Origin of the sequence: Micromonospora sp. DT62 (genome assembly GCF_049847285.1) — a bacterium.
GTDB lineage: Bacteria > Actinomycetota > Actinomycetes > Mycobacteriales > Micromonosporaceae > Micromonospora > Micromonospora reichwaldensis.
In genome coordinates, this window is sequence record NZ_JBNCOB010000025.1 from 1 (window position 1) to 24,687 (window position 24,687).

The window sequence follows — 24,687 nt, forward strand, 5'->3', positions numbered from 1 at the left end:
GCGGATGTGCGGTGGGATCGGTTCGTGCCGTCGTTCACGGCGTTGCGTCCGTCCCGCCTGTTCACCGACATCCCCGAGGCACAGCCCGCACAGGCCGAGGAGACGCCGAAGGGCGAGGACCGCGGCGCGGCGTCGGCGCTGCGCGAGCGGCTCGCCGCCGCCTCCGGGCCGGAGCGCGACCGCATCCTGCTCGACCTGGTCCGCAGCACCGCTGCGGCGGTGCTGGGACACGCCACGCCGAGCGGGATCAGGCCCGCCCGCGGCTTCCTCGAACTGGGCTTCGACTCACTCACCGCCGTCGAGCTGCGCAACCGGCTGACCGCCGCAACGGGCATCGGACTGCCGGCCACCCTCGTCTTCGACCATCCCACCCCGAACGCGCTCGCCGGTCACCTGCGGGCCGAGTTGGCGCCCGAGCAGCCGGCGTTGCCGATCGTGGCCGAGATCGAACGCCTCGACAAGCTCCTCGGCGGGCTGCCGGGCGACCAGGTCGACGACGCGGTCGTCGGTCGGCTGGAGGACCTGGTGGCCAGGTGGCGGGGACGACCCGCCGCCACCGCACCCGCGCCGGCCGCCACGCAGGAGTTGGAGTCGGCGAGCCGGGATGAGCTCTTCGACATCATCCAGCGGGAGTTCGGCAAGTCCTGAGCGGACAACTGCCCGACCCCGGGCAGGACAGGCCGGGGAAAGGGACACCCGACGGCGCCGGACGCCTGACCGGCGCCGTCGGGCAGGTGCGGCTGCCTAGGGGTGCACGGATCCTGTCTAGGGGTGTGCCGGTGCGGGCCCGGCTCCGTAGGGTCGGAGCCCGTCAGGCCGTCTCGCCCTGCCCACCGGCAGCCGAGCGGTACGGATGTGGGTGCGTGCGGTACCCCGGATGGACGGGAGGTCCGCATGGCCGGATCCGGCCTGCCTCAGTTGCTCGCCATCAGTGACCTGCACGTGGTCCACGCGGAGAACAAGGCCATCGTCGAACGGCTGCGGCCGGAGCGCGACGGCGACTGGCTCATCGTCGCCGGCGACGTCGGCGAGTTCGTCGCCGACATCGAGTGGGCGCTGGGACTGCTCAGCAGCCGGTTCGCCAAGGTGATCTGGGCCCCCGGCAACCACGAGCTCTGGACCCCCCGCGAGGACCCGATCCAGCTGCGGGGAGACGCGCGCTACCAGCACCTGGTGCAGCTGTGCCGCGGGCTCGGGGTGGTGACTCCGGAGGACCCGTACCCCGTCTGGGACCCGCAGGGCGACGACCCGGTCCTGATCGCGCCGCTGTTCCTGCTCTACGACTACAGCTTCCGGCCGGCCGGGACGTACACGAAGGAGCAGGCCCTGGCGCGGGCCCACGAGGTCGGCGTGGTCTGCACCGACGAGATCCTGCTGCATCCCGACCCGTACCCGACGCGCGACGCCTGGTGCCGGGCGCGGCTGGCCCTGACCGAGCGCCGGCTCACGGCGGAACGCAACGGGCTGCCCACCGTCCTGGTCAACCACTTCCCGCTCGTCCGCGAACCCACCCGGATCCTGCGGTACCCGGAGTTCGCGCAGTGGTGCGGCACCGAGGCCACCGCCGACTGGCACGTCCGGTTCGACGCCCGCGTCGCCGTCTACGGCCACCTGCACATCCCGCGCACCACCTGGTACGACGGGGTCCGGTTCGAAGAGGTCTCGGTCGGCTACCCACGGGAGTGGCGCCGCCGCTCGACGCCGCCGGGACGGCTGCGCCGCATCCTGCCGGCGGTCGCCGGACAGCCCACCTGAGCGCCGTCGCGATCCTGGTCACCGCTTCGTCCGGGACCCGCCGCGACGGCCCTCACGGGCCGGTCGATCAGGGGTTCTCTAGGGGTTGGGCGCGTGATGGGCGCTCAGTACCGTCCAGTCACGGTGGCGGGCATGTGTCGGCGGGACAGCCCGGCGTGGCGGGCGCCTGAGCAGGCACGACAACCGGAATCAGGAGCAGGTGTCGGGATCGTTGGCCGAACGGCCGAGTCTCCACCCACCTGTGCACGAAGCCGGTCCGTCGGCGGTGGTGTGGTCAACGAATCGGCAGATTCCGATCGATAGCAAGCTCTGGGCGGGTGGGTCATGGCGGACGAAGACAAGCTCCTCGAACACCTGAAGTGGGTGACCTCCGAGCTCCGCCTGGCGCGCCGGCGCCTGACCGAGCTGGAGAACGAGGACGCCGAGCCGATCGCGATCGTCGGCATGGCCTGCCGGTTCCCCGGCGGGGTCGCCTCGCCGGAGGACCTCTGGGACCTGGTCGCGGGCGGGGTGGACGCCACCGGCACGTTCCCCGACGACCGGGGCTGGGACCTCGACGGGCTCTACGACCCCGACCCGGACCACCCCGGCACCACCTACAGCAACCGGGGCGGCTTCCTGCGCGACGCCGGCCTGTTCGATCCGACCCTGTTCGGCATCTCGCCGCGCGAGGCGCTGGCCATGGACCCGCAGCAGCGGCTCCTGCTCGAGGTGACCTGGGAGGTCTTCGAGCGGGCCGGCATCGACGCCACGTCGGTGCGGGGCAGCCGTACCGGGGTGTTCGTCGGCACCGCCGGGCAGGACTACACGTCCGTGCTGCGGCAACTGCCCGAGGGCACGGAGGGCTACGTCCTCACCGGCACGGCCGCGAGCGTCATGTCCGGCCGGCTGGCGTACTCCTTCGGGCTGGAGGGCCCGGCCGTCACGATCGACACCGCCTGCTCCTCGTCGCTGGTCGCCCTGCACCTCGCCGGTCAGGCCCTGCGTGACGGCGAGTGCTCCCTCGCCGTGGCCGGCGGCGTCACCGTGCTCGCCACGCCCGGCGCCTTCGTCGAGTTCTCCCGCCAGCGGGGGCTCGCCTCCGACGGCCGGTGCAAGGCCTTCTCCGCCGACGCCGACGGGACCGGCTGGTCCGAGGGCGTCGCCATGCTGCTCGTCGAGAAGCTCTCCGACGCCCGGCGCAACGGTCACCCCGTCCTGGCGGTGATCCGGGGCAGCGCCGTGAACCAGGACGGCGCCAGCAGCGGCCTGACCGCCCCCAACGGTCCCTCGCAGCAGCGGGTCATCCGGCAGGCGCTGGAGAACGCCCGGCTCAGCCCGTCCGACGTGGACGTGGTCGAGGCGCACGGCACGGGCACCCGGCTGGGCGACCCGATCGAGGCGCAGGCGCTGCTCGCCACGTACGGCCAGGGACGCTCCGCCGACCGGCCGCTGTGGCTGGGGTCGCTGAAGTCGAACATCGGTCACCCGCAGGCCGCGGCCGGCGCCGGCGGCGTCATCAAGATGGTGATGGCGATGCGGCACGGCGTGCTGCCGCCCACCCTGCACGTGGACCGGCCGTCGCCGCACGTCGACTGGTCGACGGGGGCCGTGTCGCTGCTCGACGAGGCACGCCCGTGGACGGGCGGTGACCACGTCCGCCGGGCCGCCGTGTCGTCCTTCGGCATGAGCGGCACGAACGCCCACCTGATCCTGGAGCAGGCCCCGGCCCCCGACCCGGCTGCCGACGAGGCCACGCCGTCGCGCCGTCCCGTCGTCGCGCCGGTGCTGCTCTCCGCCGCGCAGCCGGCCGCGCTGTCCGCGCAGGCCGACCGGCTGGCCCGTTGGCTGGGCGACGACGAGGAGCCGCGCCCGCTCGACGTGGCCTGGTCGTCGGTGGTGTCCCGCTCGACGCTCGACCGGCGTGCGGTGGTGTTCGCCGAGGACCGTGCGGGCCTGCTGGCGGGCCTGGAGTCCCTGGCGGCGGGAGCGCCGTCGGGCACGGTGGTGACGGGCCAGGCCGGGGACCGGGGTCCGCTGGCGGTGCTCTTCTCCGGTCAGGGCGCGCATCGCGCCGGCATGGGCCGGGAGCTGTACGCGGAGTTCCCCGTCTTCGCCGCCGCACTGGACGAGGCGTGCGGGCACCTGGACCGGGTGCTGCCGCGCCCGCTGAAGGAGGTGCTGTTCGCGCCGGAGGGGTCCGCCGAGGCGGAGCTGCTGGACCAGACCGCGTTCACCCAGGCCGGGCTCTTCGCGGTCGAGGTGGCGCTGTTCCGCCTGGTGGAGTCGTTCGGCGTGGTGCCGGACTTCGTGGGCGGCCACTCCGTCGGCGAGATCGCCGCCGCGCACGTGGCCGGGGTGCTGTCCCTCCAGGACGCCTGCCTGCTGGTGGCGGCGCGGGGCCGGTTGATGCAGGCGCTGCCGGAGGGCGGCGGCATGCTCGCTGTGGCCGCCGACGAGGCGGCGGTGGTCGAGTCGATCGCCGGGCTGACCGACCGGGTCGGCGTCGCGGCGGTGAACGGCCCGACCTCGGTCGTGGTCTCCGGCGCCGTCGACGCGCTGGACGAGGTGGAGCGGGCCTGGCGGGACCGGGGTGTGCGTACCCGCCGGTTGACCGTCAGCCACGCGTTCCACAGCCCGCTGATGGAGCCGGTGCTGGAGCGCTTCCGCGGCATCGTCGAGCGGCTGGACTTCGCCGCCCCCGCGCTGCCGATCGTGTCGAACCTGACCGGGGCGCTCGCCGACGCCGACGAGATCCGCACCGCCGACTACTGGGTGCGGCACGTGCGTGCGGCGGTGCGCTACGCCGACGGGATCGCGGCCCTGCGGGACGCGGGGGTCGACACGTTCCTGGAGGTCGGCCCGCAGAGCGTGCTGACCGCGATGACGGCGGACGCCCTGCCCGACGACGACGTGCTGACCGTCGCCGCCCAGCGCCGGGACCGGCCGCAGGCGCAGGCGCTGCTGGCGGCGCTGGCCGAGCTGCACGTGCACGGCGTGCCGGTCGCCTGGCAGGAGTGGTTCGCCGACACCGGGGCGCGGCGGGTGGAGCTGCCCACGTACGCCTTCCAGCGGGAGCGGTTCTGGCCCGAGGTGGTGCCGTGGCGCGTCGGTGACGTGTCGGGTGCCGGCCTGGGCGTGGCGGGCCACCCGCTGCTCGGCGCGGCGGTGCGCCTCGCCGGTGACGACGAGGTGGTGCTGACCGGCCGGCTGTCGGCGTCGACACACCCGTGGCTGGCGGACCACGTGGTCGGCGGTGCCGTGGTGGTGCCGGGCACCGCGCTGGTCGAGCTGGCGGTGCGCGCCGGCGACGAGGTGGGCGCGTCGCGCGTACGGGAGCTGACCGTGGCGGCGCCGCTGGTGCTGCCGGAGTCCGGGGCGGTACGCGTGCAGGTGCGCGTCGGCGCGGCCGACGACTCCGCCGTCCGGTCGGTGTCGGTGTACTCCCAGCCCGAGGACGACGACGACACCGAGTGGACGCGGCACGCCGACGGTGTGCTCGAACCGGTGTCGGCCGACGAGCCGGGCGTCGGCGCGTGGCCGCCGGCGGGCGCGACCGAGGTGGACCTGACCGGGTGGTATCCGGCGCTGGCGGAGCACGGCCTGTCGTACGGGCCGGTGTTCCAGGGCGTGCGGCGGGCCTGGACGGCCGACGGTGAGGCGTACGCCGAGGTGGCGTTGCCGGATGGCGCGGCCGGCGACGCGGGCGCGTTCGGGGTGCACCCGGCGTTGCTGGACGCCGCCCTGCACCCGGTGGCCCTGCTGCTGGCGGCGGAGCCGGCGGGCGGGCCCCGCGTGCCGTTCGCGTTCGAGGGCGTGCAGGTGCACGCCTCGGGCGCCAGGACGCTGCGGGTGCGGCTGACCCGGGACGGCTCCGGGGTGCGGCTGGTCGCCTGCGACGGCTCGGGCGCGCCGGTGGTGTCGGTGGACTCCCTGGTGCTGCGGGAGATGACCGCGACGGCGACCCGGGGCGCCGCCGCCCGGTCGCTCTACGAGGTGGCCTGGCAGGCCGAGCAGATCGACGGCGTCGACGACCTTCCGGGGTGGGCGGCGCTGGGCCGGCCGACCACGGAGGCGCTGCCGGAGGTGCCGGTCTTCGCGGACGTGGCGACCCTGGCGGCGGGCGGGGCCACGGCCCGGCAGGTGCTGCTGAGGGTGCCCGCCGGCGAACCCGGCGTCGCCGTGCCGGAGGCCGTGCGGGCGGTCACCGGCGGTGTGCTGGACGTGCTGCGGTCCTGGCTCGCCGCCGAGCCGCTGGCCGACACGAAGCTCGTGGTGGTGACCCGGGGCGCGGTGGCCGCCGGGGACGACGACCAGGTCACCGACCTGGCTGCCGCCGCCGTCTGGGGCCTGCTGCGCTCGGCGCAGTCGGAGCACCCGGGGCGGATCGTCCTCGCCGACGTCGACGGCGAACTGACCCCCGCGACCCTCGCCGTGCTGGCCGGGGCCGCCGTCGATTCGTCGGTCTCCGGCGGCCAGCTCGCGGTGCGCGGCGAGCGCACCCTCGTGCCGAGGCTGGCGCGGCCGGTGGGCGACGAGCTGACCCCGCCGTCCGGGCCGTGGCACCTCGCCCCCGTCACTCCCGGCACCCTGGACGGGATCGGGCCGGTCCGGGCCACGCCCGTGGAGCTGGACGCGGGCCAGGTGCGCGTCGCGGTGCGCGCGGCCGGCGTGAACTTCCGGGACGTGTTGATCGGCCTGGGCATGTACCCGGATCCGGCGGCTGTGATGGGCAGCGAGGGTGCGGGTGTCGTGGTCGAGGTCGGCCCCGGCGTGACCGACCTGGCGCCCGGCGACCGGGTGATGGGCATGTTCGAACTCGGGTTCAGCCCGCAGGCGGTCGCCCACCGCCAGCGCATCGCCAAGATGCCCGCCGGCTGGTCCTTCACCCAGGCGGCGTCCGTCCCGCTGGTCTTCCTGACCGCGTACTACGCGCTGCGTGACCTGGCCGGGCTGCGGTCCGGGGAGTCGGTGCTGATCCACAACGGCGCCGGTGGCGTCGGGATGGCCGCCATCCAGCTCGCCCACCACCTCGGCGCCACCGTCCACGCGACCGCCAGCCCCGGCAAGTGGGGTGTGCTGCGGGGCCTGGGGGTGGCCGGGGAGCGGATCGCGTCGTCGCGGACCACGGAGTTCGAGCAGGTCTTCGGCGCGGCCAGCGGTGGCGCCGGGGTCGACGTGGTGCTCGACGCGTTGGCCGGCGAGTTCGTCGACGCGTCGCTGCGGCTGCTGCCGCGCGGTGGCCGGTTCGTGGAGATGGGCAAGGCCGACGTGCGCGACCCGGAGACGGTCGCCGCCGACCACCCGGGCGTGACGTACCGCGCGTTCGACCTGAACGAGGCGGGCAGCACCCGCATCGGCGAGATGCTGACCGAGATCCTCGACCTCTTCGCGCGGGGCGCGCTGCGGCCGCTGCCCGTACGGGCGTGGGACGTGCGTCAGGCCCGGCAGGCGCTGCGGCACGTCAGCCAGGCCCGCCACGTCGGCAAGGTGGTGCTGCGCGTCCCCGCGCCCGTGGACCCCGACGGCACCGTGCTGCTCACCGGCGCGGCCGGGACCCTGGCCGGCGTACTCGCGCGGCACCTCGTCGCCACCGGCCAGGCCCGCCGCCTGCTGCTGGCCTCCCGCCGCGCACCCGGCCGGGACGACGAGTACGCCACCCTGGTCCGGGAGTTGACCGACGCGGGCGCCGACGTCACCGCCGTGGCCGTCGACGTCAGCGACCCCGCTCAGGTCACCGAGCTGGTCGCCGGGATCGACCCGGCGCACCCGCTGACCGCGGTGGTGCACACCGCCGGCGTGATCGCCGACGCGACCATCGGTTCGTTGGACGAGTCCGCCCTGCGTACGGTGCTGGCGCCGAAGGTGGACGCCGGCTGGGCGTTGCACGAGGCGACCGCGCACCTGGACCTGTCGGCGTTCGTGCTGTTCTCCTCGGTGGCGGCCACCCTCGGCTCGCCGGGGCAGGGCAACTACGCGGCGGCCAACGCGTTCCTCGACGCCCTCGCGCAGCACCGCCGCCAGCAGGGGCTGCCCGCCACCAGCCTCGCCTGGGGCATGTGGGCCACCGACAGCGCGATGACCGCCCACCTCGACGGCGACGACCAGCAGCGGCTGCGGCGGGTCGGGATGAGCCGGCTCTCCCCGGCCGAGGGCGCCGAACTCTTCGACGCCGCCCTGCCGGCGGTGCAACCCGTCGTCGTCGCGGCGCGCCTCCACGTCACCGGCGAGGCGAGCGGTGTACCGCCGCTGATGCGGCACCTGCTGCGCGGCGGCGGCCGACGCCGCACCGCCACCGACCGGCCGAGCGCCGGGGCGTCGTGGCGGGAGCGGCTCGACGGCCTGTCCGAGGCGGACGCCCGCCAGGCGCTTGTCGACCTCGTCTGCGGCCAGGCCGCCACGGTGCTGGGGCACGCCTCGGCGCAGGCGGTCCCCGCCGCCCGAGCCTTCAAGGACCTGGGCTTCGACTCGCTGACCTCGGTGGAGCTGCGCAACCGGCTGGGCGCCGCCACCGGACTGCGGCTCACCGCCACGCTGGCCTTCGACCACCCCACCCCGGCCCGACTCGCCGACCACCTGTTCGCGCAGCTCGGCCGGGCCACCGGCGCCGGCACCACCGTCCGTACGGTCGTCACGGCCGACGCCGACGAGCCGATCGCCATCATCGGCATGGCCTGCCGCTACCCCGGCGGCGTCGCCACCCCCGAGCAGCTGTGGCAGCTCGTCACCTCCGGGTCCGACGCCATCGGCGGCTTCCCCACCGACCGCGGCTGGGACCTCGACCGGCTGTACGGCACCGACGGCGACCAGGCCGGCGGCACCGTCACCGACCAGGGCGGCTTCCTCTACGACGCGGCCGACTTCGACGCCGGCTTCTTCAACATCAGCCCCCGCGAGGCCCTCGCCATGGACCCGCAGCAGCGGCTGCTGCTGGAGACCGCCTGGGAGAGCTTCGAGTACGCCCGCATCGACCCCGCCGCGCTCGGCGGCACCGCCACCGGTGTCTTCATCGGGGCCGCCTCCTCCGGCTACGCCACCAGCGGACGCGACGACCTGGACGGCCTCGAGGGGCACCTGCTCACCGGAACGGCCGGCAGCGTCGCCTCCGGGCGGGTCGCCTACATGTTCGGCCTCGAAGGCCCGGCGGTCACCGTCGACACCGCCTGCTCCTCGTCGCTGGTGGCGCTGCACCTCGCCGCCCAGGCGCTGCGCGGCGGCGAGTGCGACATGGCCCTGGCCGGCGGGGTGGCGCTGATGGCGCAGCCCGGCATGTTCTCCGAGTTCTCCCGGCAGGGCGGCCTCGCCCCGGACGGGCGGTGCAAGGCGTTCGCCGCCGGCGCCGACGGCACCGGCTGGTCCGAGGGCGTGGGCATGCTGCTCGTGGAGCGCCTGTCCGACGCCCGGCGCAACGGGCACCGGGTGCTCGCCGTACTGCGCGGCTCCGCGATCAACCAGGACGGCGCGTCCAACGGGCTGACCGCCCCGAACGGCCCGTCGCAGCAGCGGGTGATCCGGCAGGCCCTGGAGAACGCGCGGCTGAACCCGGCCGACGTGGACGCCGTCGAGGCGCACGGCACCGGTACCGTCCTCGGCGACCCGATCGAGGCGCAGGCGGTGCTGGCCACCTACGGGCAGGACCGCGCCGACGCCGAGCCGCTCTGGCTCGGCTCGATCAAGTCGAACATCGGCCACTCCCAGGCCGCGGCCGGCGTGGCCGGCGTGATCAAGATGGTGCTGGCGATGCGGCACGGCGTGCTGCCGCCCACCCTGCACGTGGATGAGCCGTCGCCCCACGTCGACTGGAGCGCCGGGGCGGTCGCCCTGCTCACCGAGGCCCGTCCGTGGCCGGCGGTGCAGCGGCCGCGCCGGGCCGCCGTGTCGTCGTTCGGCATCAGCGGCACCAACGCGCACACCATCATCGAGCAGGCGCCCGACGAGGCGGCCCCGGCGACGACCCCGCCGGCGGGGCAGGTCCCCGGCCTGGTCGGCCCCGCCGCCGTACCCCTGCTGATCTCCGGCCGCAGCGCCCGCGCGCTCGGGGCGCAGGCCGCCCGGGTCGGCGACCGGCTGGCCGGCGACGCCGACCTGGACCTGCGCGAACTCGGGTTCTCCCTGGCCGCCCAGCGGGCGCACCACCCGTACCGGGCGGTCGTCGTGGCCGCCGACCGGGACGACGCGGCCGCCCGACTGGCCGCCCTCGCCGCCGGCGACGGCCCGCCGGCCGGCGGGGACGCCGCGTCGAAGGTCGTCTTCGTCTTCCCCGGCCAGGGCTCCCAGTGGAAGGGCATGGCGCTGGACCTGCTGGAGACCTCGCCGGTCTTCCGGCAGCGGATGGGGGAGTGCGCCGAGGAGCTGTCCCGGCTCGTGGACTGGTCCCTCACCGACGTGCTCCGGGAGGCGCCCGGCGCCCCGCCCCTGGACCGGGTGGACGTGGTCCAGCCGGTGCTCTTCTCCGTCATGGTCTCCCTCGCCCAGCTCTGGCGCTCGTGCGGCGTCGTGCCGGCCGTCGTCGTCGGGCACTCGCAGGGTGAGATCGCCGCGGCCTGCGCGGCCGGCGCGCTGACCCTCGCCGACGCGGTACGGCTCGTCGTGGCGCGCAGCCGTGGCCTGCTGGCCATCTCGGGCCGGGGCGGCATGGTCTCCGTCCCGCTGCCGGCCGCCGACACCGAGCAGCTCATCGCGCAGTGGCGGGGCACTCTCTCCGTGGCCGCCCTCAACGGCGCCGCCGCGACCGTGGTCTCCGGTGACGCGGCGTCGGTCGCCGAACTGCTCGCGCACTGCGCCGAGCGGGACATCCGGGCCCGCGCGATCGCCGTCGACTACGCCTCACACTGCGGCCACGTCGACGCCGTACGCGACGACCTGGTGGCCGCGCTCGGCACGGTCGACTCCCGTTCGACCGGGGTGGCCTTCCACTCGACGGTCACCGGCGAGCCGATCGACACCGCCGAGCTCGACGCGGGCTACTGGTACCGCAACCTGCGGGAACCGGTCCGGCTCGCGCCGGTGCTGGATGAGCTGATCGACCAGGGCTTCCGGGTCTTCGTCGAGGTCAGCCCGCACCCCGTGCTGAAGGTGGTGGTCCAGGACGCGCTGGAGAAGGCCACCGGCGCCGTCGACGCGGGCGTCGTGGTCGGTTCGCTGCGCCGCGACGAGAACGGGCCGCACCAGCTGCTGACCGGCCTCGGCGACCTGCACGTCGCCGGGGTGCCCGTCGACTGGGCGGCGGTGTTCGCCGGCTCCGGCGCCACCGGCGTCGACCTGCCGACGTACGCCTTCCAGCGGGAGCGGTTCTGGCCGGCGGTGGACCACTCCGCCGGCGGCGACGTGTCGGGCGCGGGACTGGGGGCGGCGGGACATCCGCTGCTCGGCGCGTCGGTGCGTCTCGCCGGTGACGACGAGGTCGTGCTGACCGGCCGGCTGTCGGTGTCGACGCACCCGTGGCTGGCCGACCACGTGGTCGGCGGCGCGGTGCTGGCGCCGGGTACCGCGCTGGTGGAGCTGGTGGTGCGCGCCGGCGACGAGGTGGGCGCGTCGCGGGTACGCGAGTTGACGGTGGCGGCGCCGCTGGTGCTGCCCGCCTCCGGTGCCGTCCGTGTGCAGGTACGCGTCGGCGCGGCCGACAGCTCCGGCGTCCGGTCGGTGGCGGTCCACTCGCAGCCCGACGGCGACGCGGAGGCTGAGTGGACGCGGCACGCCGACGGTGTGCTGGAGCCTGCCGCCGACGAGCCGGAGGTGGGCGCCTGGCCGCCCGTCGGGGTGCCCGAGGTGGACCTCGCCGGCTGGTATCCGGCGCTGGCGGAGCGGGGCCTGACCTACGGCCCGTCGTTCCAGGGGCTACGCCGGCTGTGGGCCGCCGGCGACCACGCGTACGCCGAGGTCGCGTTGCCGGACGAGGCGATCGCCGACACCGACCGGTTCGCCGTGCACCCGGCGCTGCTGGACGCCGCGCTGCACCCCGTGGGGCTGCTGCTGGCGGACCGCTCCGGCGGGCCGCGGGTGCCGTTCGCGTTCGAGGGCGTGCAGGTGCACGCCTCCGGTGCCCGGGTGCTGCGGGTGCGGTTGACCCGGACGGGTTCCCGGGTGCGGCTGGTGGCCGGCGACGAGTCGGGCGCGCCCGTGGTGTCGGTGGACGCGCTCGCGTTGCGGGAGATGACCGCGTCCGCCGGCCAGGACCCCGCCGAGCGGGCGCTGTTCGAGGTGACGTGGCAGCCCGAGCGGGTCACGCCGGCGCGCGACGTCACCGGCTGGATGCTGCTCGGCGACACCGAGGTGCCGGCCGACCTGTCCATGCCGGCGTTCCCGACCGTGGACGACCTGGTCACGGCGATCTCCGGCGGCGTGGTCGAGGCGCCCCGCGCGCTGGTGCTGCCGGTCCGGGCGGACACGCCGGACGCCGGGCTGCCCGACCTGGTGGGCACGGTCACCGCCCAGGTGCTGGACGTGCTGCGGTCCTGGCTGGACGCCGAGGCCCTGGCCGACACGAAGCTGGTGGTGGTGACCCGCTGCGCGGTGCTCGCCGCACCGGCCGACGCGCTGTGGGACCTGGCCGGCGCGACGGTCTGGGGCCTGCTGCGCTCGGCGCAGTCGGAGCACCCGGGACGGATCGTCCTCGCCGACCTCGACGGCGCGCTCACCCCTGCGGTCCTCGCGGTGCTGGCCGCGGTGGCCGAGGACCCGTCGGCGACCGGCGGCCAGGTGGCCGTACGCGGCGACGAGGTGCGCACCCCGCGCCTGGGCCGGCCCGTTGGTCCGGCCGCCGAGGAACTCGTCGCGCCGGCCGGGCTGTGGCAGGTCGGCGCGGTGAGCCCCGGCACCCTCGACGGGATCGGCATGGTGCCCGCCACGCCCGTCGCCCTGGACGCCGGGCAGGTGCGCGTCGCGGTGCGCGCGGCCGGCGTGAACTTCCGGGACGTGTTGATCGGCCTGGGCATGTACCCGGATCCGGCGGCCGTGATGGGCAGCGAGGGCGCGGGCGTCGTGGTCGAGGTCGGCCCCGGCGTGACCGACCTGGCGCCCGGCGACCGGGTGCTCGGCATGTTCGAGCCGGCCTTCGCCCCCGAGGTGGTCGCCGCCCGCGACCTCGTCGCGAAGATCCCCGCCGGCTGGTCCTTCACGCAGGCCGCGTCGGTGCCGGTGGTGTTCCTGACCGCGTACTACGCGCTGCGTGACCTGGCCGGGCTGCGGTCCGGGGAGTCGGTGCTGATCCACAACGGCGCCGGTGGCGTCGGGATGGCCGCCATCCAGCTCGCCCGGCACTGGGGCGCGACGGTGTACGCCACCGCCAGCCCCGGCAAGTGGGATGTGCTGCGGGGCCTGGGGGTGGCCGGGGAGCGGATCGCGTCGTCGCGGACCACGGAGTTCGAGCAGGTCTTCGGCGCGGCCAGCGGTGGCGCCGGGGTCGACGTGGTGCTCGACGCGTTGGCCGGCGAGTTCGTCGACGCGTCGCTGCGGCTGCTGCCGCGCGGCGGCCGGTTCGTGGAGATGGGCAAGGCCGACGTGCGCGACCCGCAGACGGTCGCCGCCGAACACCCCGGCGTCACCTACCGTGCGTTCGACCTCAACGAGGCCGGACACCCGCGGATCGGCGAGATGCTGACCGAGATCCTCGACCTGTTCGCGCAGGGCGCGCTGCGGCCGCTGCCCGTACGGGCGTGGGACGTGCGCCAGGCCCGGCAGGCGCTGCGGCACATCAGCCAGGCCCGCCACATCGGCAAGGTCGTCCTGCGGGTGCCCGCGCCCGCCGACCCCGACGGCACCGTGCTGCTCACCGGTGCGGGAGGCGCCCTCGCCCGGGTGTTCGCCCGGCACCTGGTCGCCACCGGTCAGGCGCGGCACCTGCTGCTGGCCTCGCGCCGTGGCCCGGAGCAGTACCAGGACCTGGTCGAGGAGCTCACCCGGGCCGGTGCCCGGGTCACCGCCGGCACCGCCGACGTGACCGACCCCCGGCAGGTGACCCGGCTGCTGGAACTGGTGGACCCGGCGCACCCGCTGACGGCGGTGGTGCACACCGCCGGCGTGATCGCCGACGCGACCATCGGTTCGTTGGACGAGTCTGCCCTGCGTACGGTGCTGGCGCCGAAGGTGGACGCCGGCTGGGCGTTGCACGAGGCGACCGCGCACCTGGACCTGTCGGCGTTCGTGCTGTTCTCCTCGGTGGCGGCCACCCTCGGCTCGCCGGGGCAGGGCAACTACGCGGCGGCGAACGCGTTCCTCGACGCGCTCGCGCAGCACCGCCGGCAGCAGGGGCTGCCCGCCACCAGCCTCGCCTGGGGACTGTGGGCCACCAGCAGCGCGATGACCGCGCACCTGCACGGCAACGACCACCGCAAGGCGATCCGCGCCACCAGCGCCCCGCTGACCGACCAGCAGGGCGTCGCCCTCTTCGAGGCGGCGCGGCAGCGCGGCAGCGCCCACCTCGTACTCATGAACCTGCCGCCGGCGACCGCGCGCCCGGCCGGCGGCACCGTGCCCAGCCTGCTGCGTGACCTGGTCCGCGCCTCCGCTCCGGCCCGCCGCGCGGTGGGTCGGGGCCCGGCCGACACCGCGTCGGTGCGGGACCGCCTGGCGATGCTCAGCCCGGCCGAGCGGCGCAACCACCTGCTCGACCTGGTGGCCGCGAACGTCGCCAGCGTGCTCGGGCACCGCTCCGCGGAGAACGTCGACCCCCACCGCGCCTTCAAGGAGTTGGGCTTCGATTCGCTCACCTCGGTCGAACTACGCAACCGGCTCTCCGCCGCGACCGGGCTGCGGCTGCCCGCGACCGTGGCGTTCGACCACCCGGCCCCCGCGGTGCTCGCCGACTTCCTCGACCGGGAACTGGGCGGCGGTTCGGACGCCGCCCGCCCGGCCGCGGTCGGTACGGCCGCCGCGCTCGACGAGCCGATCGCCATCATCGGCATGGCCTGCCGCTTCCCCGGCGAGGTGCAGACCCCCGAGCAGCTCTGGCAGGTGGTCACCGCCGGCGCCGACGTCATCTCGCCGTTCCCCACCGACCGGGGCTGGGACCTGGACGACCTGAGGGCCAGCGGCGGGGACGACACGTCCGTGCCCCGCCAGGGCGGCTTCCTGCACGACGCCGCCCAGTTCGACGCCGCCTTCTTCGGGATCTCGCCCCGGGAGGCGCTGGCCATGGACCCGCAGCAGCGGTTGCTGCTGGAGACGTCCTGGGAGGCCTTCGAACGGGCGGGGATCGACCCGCACTCGGCGCGGGGCAGCAGCACCGGCGTCTACGTCGGGCTCATCTACCACGACTACGCCTCCCAGGCCGCCGGAACCACCGACGAGGTGGACGGCTACGTCGGCAACGGCAGCGCGGGAAGCGTCGCCTCGGGACGCATCTCGTACCTGTTCGGCCTCGAAGGTCCCGCGGTGACCGTCGACACCGCCTGCTCGTCGTCGCTGGTCGCCCTGCACCTGGCCACCCAGGCGCTGCGGCAGGACGAGTGCCGGCTCGCGCTCGCCGGCGGGGTGAGCGTGATGTCCACCCCCGGCATGCTGACCGAGTTCTCCCGGCAGCGCGGCCTGTCGCCCGACGGCCGGTGCAAGGCCTTCGGCGCGGGCGCCGACGGCACCGGCTTCGCCGAGGGCGTCGGCATGCTCCTGCTGGAGCGCCTCTCGGACGCGCAGCGCAACGGCCACCGCGTCCTCGCCGTCGTGCGGGGCAGCGCGGTGAACCAGGACGGGGCCAGCAGCGGCCTGACCGCGCCGAACGGTCCCGCGCAGCAGCGGGTCATCCGGCAGGCGCTGGCGAACGCCCGGCTGACCCCGGGCGACGTGGACGCCGTCGAGGCGCACGGCACGGGCACCGCGCTGGGCGACCCGATCGAGGCGCAGGCCCTCCTGGCCACGTACGGGCAGGACCGGCCGCAGGACCGGCCGCTGTGGCTCGGTTCGATCAAGTCGAACATCGGTCACGCCCAGGCGGCGGCGGGCGTCGCCGGGGTGATCAAGATGGTGTTGGCGATGCGGCACGGTGTGCTGCCGCCGACCCTGCACGCGGACGAGCCGTCGCCGCACATCGACTGGACCGCCGGATCGGTGGCCCTGCTCACCGGCACCCGCTCGTGGCCGGTCGTCGACCGGCCGCGCCGGGCCGCGGTGTCGTCGTTCGGCATCAGCGGCACCAACGCGCACACGATCATCGAACAGGCGCCGGAGTCCGTCCCGCCGCCCGCCGGACCGCCCGCGACGCCCCCGGTCGACCTCGTCGCGTGCGTCCTCTCGGCCCGCGACGACGCCGCCCTGCGCGAGCAGGCACGCCGGCTGCGGAGCCTGCTGGACGACGAACCGGACCTGACGCTCGCCGACGTCGCCCACGCGCTCGCCACCCGCCGCACGGCCTTCGAACACCGCGTGGTGCTGCTGGCCCAGGACCGCGGCGACCTGCTCACCGCCCTCGACGCGGCGGCCGACGACCAGCCCTCGGCCGCCGTCGTCCACGGCGTGGCCCGCGGCGGACGTACCGCGATCCTCTTCTCCGGCCAGGGCGCCCAGCGTCCCGGCATGGGGCGCGAGCTGTACGACGCCCACCCGGTCTTCGCCGCCGCCCTCGACGAGGTGTGCGGGCACCTGGACCAGCACCTGTCCCGTCCGCTGCGCGAGGTGCTGTTCGCCGAGGCGGGCACGCCGGAGGCGGAGCTGCTGGATCAGACCGTCTTCACCCAGGCCGGGCTGTTCGCCGTCGAGGTGGCCCTGTACCGGCTGGTCGAGTCGTTCGGCGTCCGGGCGGACCTGGTGGCCGGGCACTCGATCGGCGAGGTGGCCGCCGCCCACGTCGCCGGGCTGTTCAGCCTCGCCGACGCCTGCGCGCTGGTCGGGGCCCGTGGCCGGCTCATGCAGGACCTGCCGCAGGGCGGCGGGATGCTCGCGGTCGGCACCGACGAGCAGGCCGTCGTGGAGTCGTTGGCCGGGCTCACCGACCGGCTCGGCGTCGCGGCGGTGAACGCCCCGACCGCCGTGGTGGTCTCCGGCGAGGTCGGGGCCCTCGACGAGGTGGAGCGGACCTGGCAGGACCGGGGCGTACGCACCCGCCGGCTGAACGTCAGCCACGCCTTCCACAGCCCGCTGATGGAACCGATGCTGCGCGAGTTCCGGCAGGTGCTCGACACCCTGACGTTCCGCTGGCCGACCCTGCCGATCGTGTCGAACCTGACGGGCGAGATCGCCGACCCCGACGAGATCGGCACCCCCGACTACTGGGTCCGGCACGTCCGCGAGACCGTCCGGTTCGCCGACGGGGTCGCCAGCCTGCGTACGCGCAACGTCCGGGTCTTCCTCGAACTGGGCCCCGACGCGGTGCTCGCCGGCATGGTGCGCGGCTGCCTGCCCGACGACGGCGACACCCTCCCGTCGGCCGTGGTGGCGAGCCTGCGCCCGGGCCGCCCGGAACCGGTGTCGCTGATGAACGCGCTGGCGGAGCTGCACGTGCACGGCGTGCCGGTCACCTGGACCGACCTCCTGCCGGGCACCGCGACCCGCCCCGTGGACCTGCCGACGTACCCGTTCCAGCGCCAGCGGTTCTGGCCGGCGGTGGGACGGCTGCGGGCCGGTGACGTCAGCGGCGCGGGCCTCGGTGTGGCGGGGCACGGCCTGCTCGGCGCGACGGTGGACCTCGCCGGCGACGACGAGGTGGTACTGACCGGCCGGCTCTCGCTGACCACCCACCCCTGGCTGGCCGACCACGTGATCTCCGGCGTGCCGCTGGTCCCGGGCACGGCGCTGGTGGAACTGGCCGTGCGCGCGGGCGACGAGGCGGGCATGTCCCGGCTGCGTGACCTGGCGGTGCTGACGCCGCTGGTGCTTCCCGACGCGGGCGCCGTGCGGATCCAGGTCCGGGTGTCGGCGGGCGACTCGTCGCAGCGTCCCGTCGCCGTCTACTCGCGCCCCGACGACGACCCCGAGGCGGGCTGGCTCCAGCACGCCGAGGGTGTGCTGGAACCGGCGACGGCGGACGAGCCGAGGACGGGCACCTGGCCGCCGGCCGGCGCGACCGAGGTCGACCTGGCGGGCTGGTACCCGGCGCTCGTCGCGCGTGGCCTGGCGTACGGTCCGGTGTTCCAGGGTCTGCGCCGTGCGTGGGTGGGCGACGGCGAGGTGTTCGCCGAGGTGGTCCTGCCGGACGACGCGGTGGCGGGCACCGACCGGTTCGGGGTGCACCCGGCGCTGCTGGACGCGGCCCTGCACCCGGTCGGTCTGCTGCTGGGCGAGGAGCCGGGCGGGCCACGGGTTCCGTTCGCGTTCGAGGGTGTGCAGGTGCACGCCTCCGGTGCCAGGGTGCTGCGGGTCCGGTTGTCCCGCAGCGGTGCCGGCGTGCGGCTGGTGGCGTGCGACGAGGTGGGCGCGCCGGTGGTGTCGGTGGACTCCCTCGTCCTGCGTGAGCTGGCTGGCACGGCCACGGCGGGTGTGGCGTCCCGGTCGATGTTCGAGGTGGTCTGGCAGGCGGAGGAGACCGAACCGGTCGACGACGTGTCGGGTTGGGCGGTGCTGGGCGGTCCGGCCCTGCCGGGCGTTCCCGGCGGTCCCTCCGCCGAGACGATCAGGCAGCTGCTGGCCGCGATCGACACCGGCACCGCGCCGCCGCGCCGACTGCTGTTCACGCCGACCGGGCCGGACGCCGGCGACGTCGACGCGGCGCAGCGGGCCCGGGCCATGACGGCGGACGTGCTGGGCCTCGTGCAGGCGTGGCTGGCCGCCGACGTCCTGGCGGACTCGAAACTGGTGGTGGTCACCCGACGGGCCGTGTCCGTCGGCGACGAGGACCAGGTGACGGATCCGGCCGCCGCGGCGGTGTGGGGTCTGCTGCGCTCGGCGCAGTCCGAGCACCCGGGCCGCATCGTCCTGGCCGACGTGGACCGTGGCGTGAACCCCAACGTGCTGGGCACCCTGACCCGCTACGCGGCGGACCCGACCGGCGGCCAGGTGGCCGTCCGTGGCGGCGAGGTCTTCGTGCCGCGTCTGGTCCGTGCGGTGGTTCCGGCCTCGGCGCAGGCGCCGGCCGTGGGTGACGGCGTGGTGCTGGTGACCGGCGGTACGGGTGCGCTCGGTGCGCTGGTCGCGGAGCACCTGGTGTCGGTGCACGGCGTGCGCTCGCTGGTGCTCGTGTCGCGGCGCGGCCCGGAGGCCGAGGGTGCCGGCGAGCTGACCGGGCGGTTGACCGCGCTGGGCGCCGACGTACGAATCGTCGCCTGTGACGTGACGGACCGGGACCAGGTGTTCGGCCTGGTGGCGGAGATCGGCGCCGCAGGTCGGCTGGCGGGTGTGGTGCACACGGCCGGCGTCCTGGACGACGGTGTCGTGGAGGGGCTGACGGCGGAGCGGCTGGCCGGGGTGTTGGCGCCGAAGGTGTCGGCCGGGTGGTTCCTGCACGAGGCGACGGCGTCCCTCGCCCCGGATCTGGACCTGTTCGTGGTGTTCTCGTCGGTGGCGGGGGTGCTGGGCTCGCCGGGTCAGTCGGCGTACGCGGCGGCCAACGCGTTCCTGGACGGGCTGGCGGTGTGGCGGCGCAAGTCGGGTCTGCCCGCGGTCAGCCTGGCGTGGGGCATGTGGGACACCGCCGGCATGGCCGCGTCGATCGGTGGCGTCGAGCGGGCCCGCTCGGCGCGCGCCGGCCTGCGGGGCATGAACGCCCGGACCGGACTGGAGCTGTTCGACGCCGCCCTGGGCGCCGGCCGGCCGGCCCTGGTGCCGGCCGTGATCGACGTGCCCGCGCTGCGCTCGGCGGCCTCCGGCGGGATGGTTCCGCCCATGCTGCGGGTCCTCATCGGCACGGCGAACACCCGCCGCCAGGCGGGCAAGGGCGGTGACGGCTGGGCCGACCGGCTCGCCAGGCTCAGCGAGGAGAACGGCCTCACCGAGGTGGACCAGCTGGTGCGGGGTCTCGTCGCGCAGGTGCTGGGGCACGGCGGCGCCGAGGCGGTGCCGGCGGACCGGGCGTTCCGCGAGCTGGGCTTCGACTCGCTGACCGCCGTCGAGCTGCGCAACCGGGTCAACGGTGCGACTGGCCTGCGGCTGGCCTCGACCCTGGTGTTCGACTACCCGACCCCGCAGGCCCTGACCGCCCACGTGTACGCGGAACTGGTCGGCGAACGGCTCGCCGCGGTCGTCTCCGACGAGCCGGCCGGCGGCGACGCCGACGAGCCGATCGCGATCGTGGGCATGGCCTGCCGCTACCCCGGTGGCGTCCAGTCACCCGAGCAGCTGTGGAAGCTGGTCAGCACCGGCGGGGAGGGTGTCGGCGAGTTCCCGGCCGACCGCGGCTGGGACCTCGACACGCTCTTCCACCCCGATCCGGACCACCCCGGGACGTCGTACACGCGGCACGGCGGTTTCCTGTACGACGCCGGCGCGTTCGACCCCTCGTTCTTCGGCATCTCGCCCCGTGAGGCCCTCGCCATGGACCCGCAGCAGCGGTTGCTGCTGGAGGCGTCGTGGGAGACGTTCGAGTCGGCGGGGCTGGACCCGCAGCGGTTGCGGGGCAGCCGGACGGGCGTGTTCGCCGGCGTGATGTACCACGACTACGCGACGCGGCTCATGGAGTTGGCCGGCGAGGTCGAGGGCTACGTCGGCACCGGCAACTCGGGCAGCGTGCTGTCGGGTCGGGTGGCGTACACGTTCGGCCTGGAGGGCCCGGCGGTCAGCGTCGACACGGCGTGCTCGTCGAGCCTCGTGGCGCTGCACCTGGCGGTGCAGGCGTTGCGCTCGGGTGAGTGCGATCTGGCGCTGGCCGGTGGTGTGACGGTGATGGCGACGCCGGGGACGTTCATCGAGTTCTCGCGGCAGCGTGGCCTGTCGGCCGACGGCCGGTGCAGGTCGTTCGCGGCGTCGGCCGACGGCACGGGCTGGTCGGAGGGCGTCGGCGTGCTGCTGGTGCAGCGCCTCTCCGACGCCCAGCGGGAGGGTCGGCGGATCTACGCGGTCGTGCGGGGCACGGCGGTGAACCAGGACGGTGCGTCGAACGGGCTGACGGCCCCGAACGGCCCGTCGCAGCAGCGGGTGATCCGTCAGGCGCTGGCGAACGCGCGGCTGACCACCGCCGACGTGGACGCCGTCGAGGCGCATGGCACGGGCACCACGCTGGGTGACCCGATCGAGGCGCAGGCTCTGTTGGCGACGTACGGGCAGGAGCGTCCGCAGGATCGGCCGCTGTTGTTGGGGTCGGTGAAGTCGAACATCGGGCACACGCAGGCTGCCGCCGGTGTGGCTGGTGTGATCAAGATGGTCATGGCGATGCGGCACGGCGTCGTCCCGTCGACGCTGCACGTGGACGAGCCGTCGCCGCACGTGGACTGGTCGGCCGGGGCGGTCGCTCTCACCACCGAGGCGACGCCGTGGCCGGCCGTGGACCGGCCGCGTCGGGCGGCGGTGTCGTCGTTCGGCATCTCCGGCACCAACGCGCACGTGATCATCGAGCAGCCGCCGGCCGAGCTGGTCGAGGGCGAGATCGTCGCCGGGAACGTACCGCCGCTGGTGCCGGTGCTGCTGTCAGCCCGCGACGGCGCGTCGCTGGCCGCGCAGGCGGGCCGCTGGGCGAGCTGGCTGGCCCCCGATGGCGGCGTACGTCCGCTGGACGTGGCGTGGTCGAGCGTGGTGTCCCGGTCGGTGCTGGAACATCGTGCGGTGGTGGCCGGGACGGGCCGCGACGAGCTGCTGGCGGGCCTGGCGGCGTTGGCGGCGGGTGAGCCCTCCGGCGGGGTCTTCGCGGGTCCGGGTGGGTCCCGGGGCCAGCTGGCGCTGCTGTTCTCGGGCCAGGGCGCGCAGCGCGCCGGCATGGGCCGGGAGCTGTCCGAGGCGTTCCCGGTGTTCGCGGCCGCCCTGGACGAGGTGTGCGGACACCTCGACCCGTTGCTGCCTGGTGCGCTGCGGGAGGTGTTGTTCGCCGAGGCGGGTACGGAAGAGGCGGAACTGCTGGACCACACGGTGTTCACGCAGGCCGGGCTCTTCGCCGTCGAGGTGGCGCTGTTCCGGCTGGTGGAGTCGTTCGGCATCGTGCCCGACATGGTGGCCGGCCACTCGATCGGTGAGGTGACGGCGGCGTACGTGGCCGGGGTGCTGTCCCTGGCCGACGCGTGCGCCCTCGTCGCCGCGCGGGGCCGGTTGATGCAGGCGCTGCCGGCCGGCGGCGGGATGCTGGCCGTGGCCGCCGCCGAGGAGGCCGTGGCGGAGTCGATCGCCGGCCTGACCGACCGGGTCGGTGTCGCGGCGGTGAACGGGCCGACGTCGATCGTCGTGTCCGGCGCGGTGGAGGCCCTCGACGAGATCGAGCGTGACTGGCGGGACCGGGGCGTGCGCACCCGTCGGCTCGCCGTCAGCCACGCGTTCCACAGCCCGCTGATGGAGCCGATGCTCGCCGAGTTCCGGACGGTCCTGGACGGGCTGGAGTTCTCCGCGCCGGCGCTGCCGATCGTGTTGAACGTGACCGGGACGCTCGCCGACGCCGACGAGATCCGCACCGCCGACTACTGGGTGCGCCACGTCCGGCAGGCCGTCCGCTACGCCGACGGGGTCACCGCCCTGCGGGCCGCCGGGGTGGACACGTTCCTGGAGATCGGCCCGCAGAGCGTGCTGACCGCGATGGCGGCGGACATCCTGCCGGACGACGACGACGTCCTGTCGGTCGCCGCCCAGCGTCGGGACCGGTCGCAGGCCCAGGCGCTGCTCGGCGCGCTGGCGGAGCTGCACGTGCACGGCGTGCCGGTGACCTGGCAGGAGTGGTTCACCGACAGCGGGCCGCGGCGGGTCGACCTGCCGACGTACACCTTCCAGCACCAGCGCTACTGGCCGGAGCCGGCGAGCCGGCCGCGTACGAGGACGACCGACAGCGTCGACGCCGACTTCTGGGCCGCCGTCGAGCAGGGCGACCTGAGCGCCCTCGCCACGCAGTTCGGCGACGACGGCGCCGCCCTGGACGCCCTCACCCCGGCCCTGCCGGTCCTGTCGACCTGGCACCGGGCGCGTACGCGGCGGGCGGTCGTGGACGCGTGGTCGTACCGGGTCGGGTGGAAGCGGACCGACATCACCGCCGAGCCGGCGCGGCCCGGCGTGTGGCTGCTCGTGACGGCCGAGGACGACCTGACGGACGGCACCCGCGCGGAGGCGGTCACCAAGGCCCTCGCCGAGGTCGGCGCCGACGTGGTCCGGCTGACCGTCGACCCGGTCGGCACCGACCGGGCGGAACTCGCCCGCCGGCTGGCCGACGCGCTGGCCGACGGGCCCGTCACCGGCGTGCTGTCCCTGCTCGGCCTCCGCGACCGGCCGCACCCCGCCCACCCGGCCGTACCGGTCGGGACGGCCGCCACGCTGCTGCTGCTCCAGGCCCTGCACGACGCCGGGGCGACGACCCGGCTGTGGTGCCTGACCCAGGGCGCGGTCAGCACGAGCGACGGGGACGCGGTGCACGGCGTCGCCCAGAGCGGGCTGTGGGGCCTCGGGCTCGTGGCGGGCCTGGAACACCCCCAGCTGTGGGGTGGACTGGTGGACCTGCCCGAGCAGGTCGACGCGACGGCCTGGGACCGGGTGGCGCGGGTGGTGACCGGCGCCGGCGACGAGGACCAGCTGGCCGTACGCCCCTCCGGGGTGTTCGTCCGCCGCCTGGTCCGGGCGGCACCCGCCGCCCCCGACACGGCGGAGCGGTGGCGGCCGTCCGGCACGGTGCTGGTCACCGGCGGCACCGGCGCCCTGGGCGCCCACGTCGCCCGGTGGGCAGCGGCCAACGGCGCCGCGCACGTCGTGCTGACCAGCCGCCGGGGCGAGCGCGCCCCGGGGGCGGTGGAGCTGCGCGAGGAGCTGACGGCGCAGGGCGTACGGGCGTCGGTCGTGGCCTGCGACGTGGCCGACCGCGACCAGGTGGCGGCACTGCTGGCCCGGCTCGACGAGGACCCCGCGCCGTTGACGGCCGTGGTCCACGCGGCGGGCGCCGGCGAGCCCGGCCTGATCGCCGACACCGACCTGGCCGCGTTCGCCGGCGTGCTCGACGGCAAGGTCGCCGGCGCGGTGCACCTGGACGCGCTGCTCGGGGACCGGCCGTTGGACGCCTTCGTGCTGTTCGCCTCCATCGCCGGGGTGTGGGGCAGCGGCGGGCAGTCCGCGTACGCCGCCGGCAACGCCTTCCTGGACGCGTTGGCGGAGCAGCGTCGCGGGCGGGGCCTGCCGGCGACCTCCGTGGCCTGGGGGCCGTGGGCCGACGGCGGCATGGCCACCGGCGAGGCCCAGCAGCTGCTGGCCCGGCGCGGCCTGACCGCCATGGCACCGGCCGAGGCCGTGCACGCCATGCGGTACGCCGTCGGCCTGCCCCGGGCGGCGCTGACCGTGGTGGACGTCGACTGGGCGGTCTTCGCCCCGGCGTACGCCTCGGCCCGCCCCCGGCCGCTGCTCGACGACATCGCCGAGGCCCGCGAGGCGCTGCACGCCCAGGCCGGGCAGCAGCAGCCCGGCGGGGCCGTCGACGCCCTGCGGGAGCACCTGCTCACGCTGCCCCGGCCCGAGCGGGTCCGGCACCTGGTCGACCTCGTCCGCACCCACGCCTCCGCCGTGCTCGGCCACTCGGGCACGGACCGGGTCAAGCCGCAGCGCGCCTTCAAGGAGCTCGGATTCGACTCGCTGACGGCGGTCGAGCTGCGCAACCGACTGACCGGGGCCACCGGCCTGTCGCTGCCCGCGACCCTCGTCTTCGACTACCCGAACCCGGCCGTGCTCGCCGAGAACCTGCTCGACGGCCTGCTGCCCGAGGGGGCACAGGCGGACGGCGGCGACCCGGCGGAGACGGCCGTCCGGCAGGCGCTCGCGGCGATCCCGCTGACCCGCCTGCGGGAGGCCGGACTGCTGGACCTGCTGCTCAACCTCGCCGACGCCGACGGCGGCGACGGTGACGAGTCCACCGACGAGGACCTGGACCTCGACGACCTCGACACCGACGCCCTCGTCAGGCTGGCGCTTGACGGAACCGATTCCTGACCG

General features: G+C 75.6%; 3 protein-coding genes. All 3 read left to right on the forward strand.

Annotated features, from left to right (window positions below):
• Nucleotides 1-648, forward strand: a 648-nt coding sequence (locus tag ACPXCB_RS25940) for a phosphopantetheine-binding protein (protein ID WP_425878247.1), incomplete at its 5' end; no start/stop codon positions are given.
• Between the two features lie 246 nt (nt 649-894).
• Nucleotides 895-1,755 carry a metallophosphoesterase family protein gene (locus tag ACPXCB_RS25945; protein ID WP_425878248.1) on the forward strand — a complete coding sequence of 287 codons (861 nt, stop codon included), beginning with the start codon at nt 895-897 and terminating at the stop codon, nt 1,753-1,755.
• A 324-nt stretch (nt 1,756-2,079) separates the two neighbouring features.
• Nucleotides 2,080-24,684 carry a type I polyketide synthase gene (locus ACPXCB_RS25950; RefSeq protein WP_425878250.1) on the forward strand — a complete coding sequence of 7,535 codons (22,605 nt, stop codon included), beginning with the start codon at nt 2,080-2,082 and terminating at the stop codon, nt 24,682-24,684.
• Nucleotides 24,685-24,687: the final 3 nt, after the last annotated feature.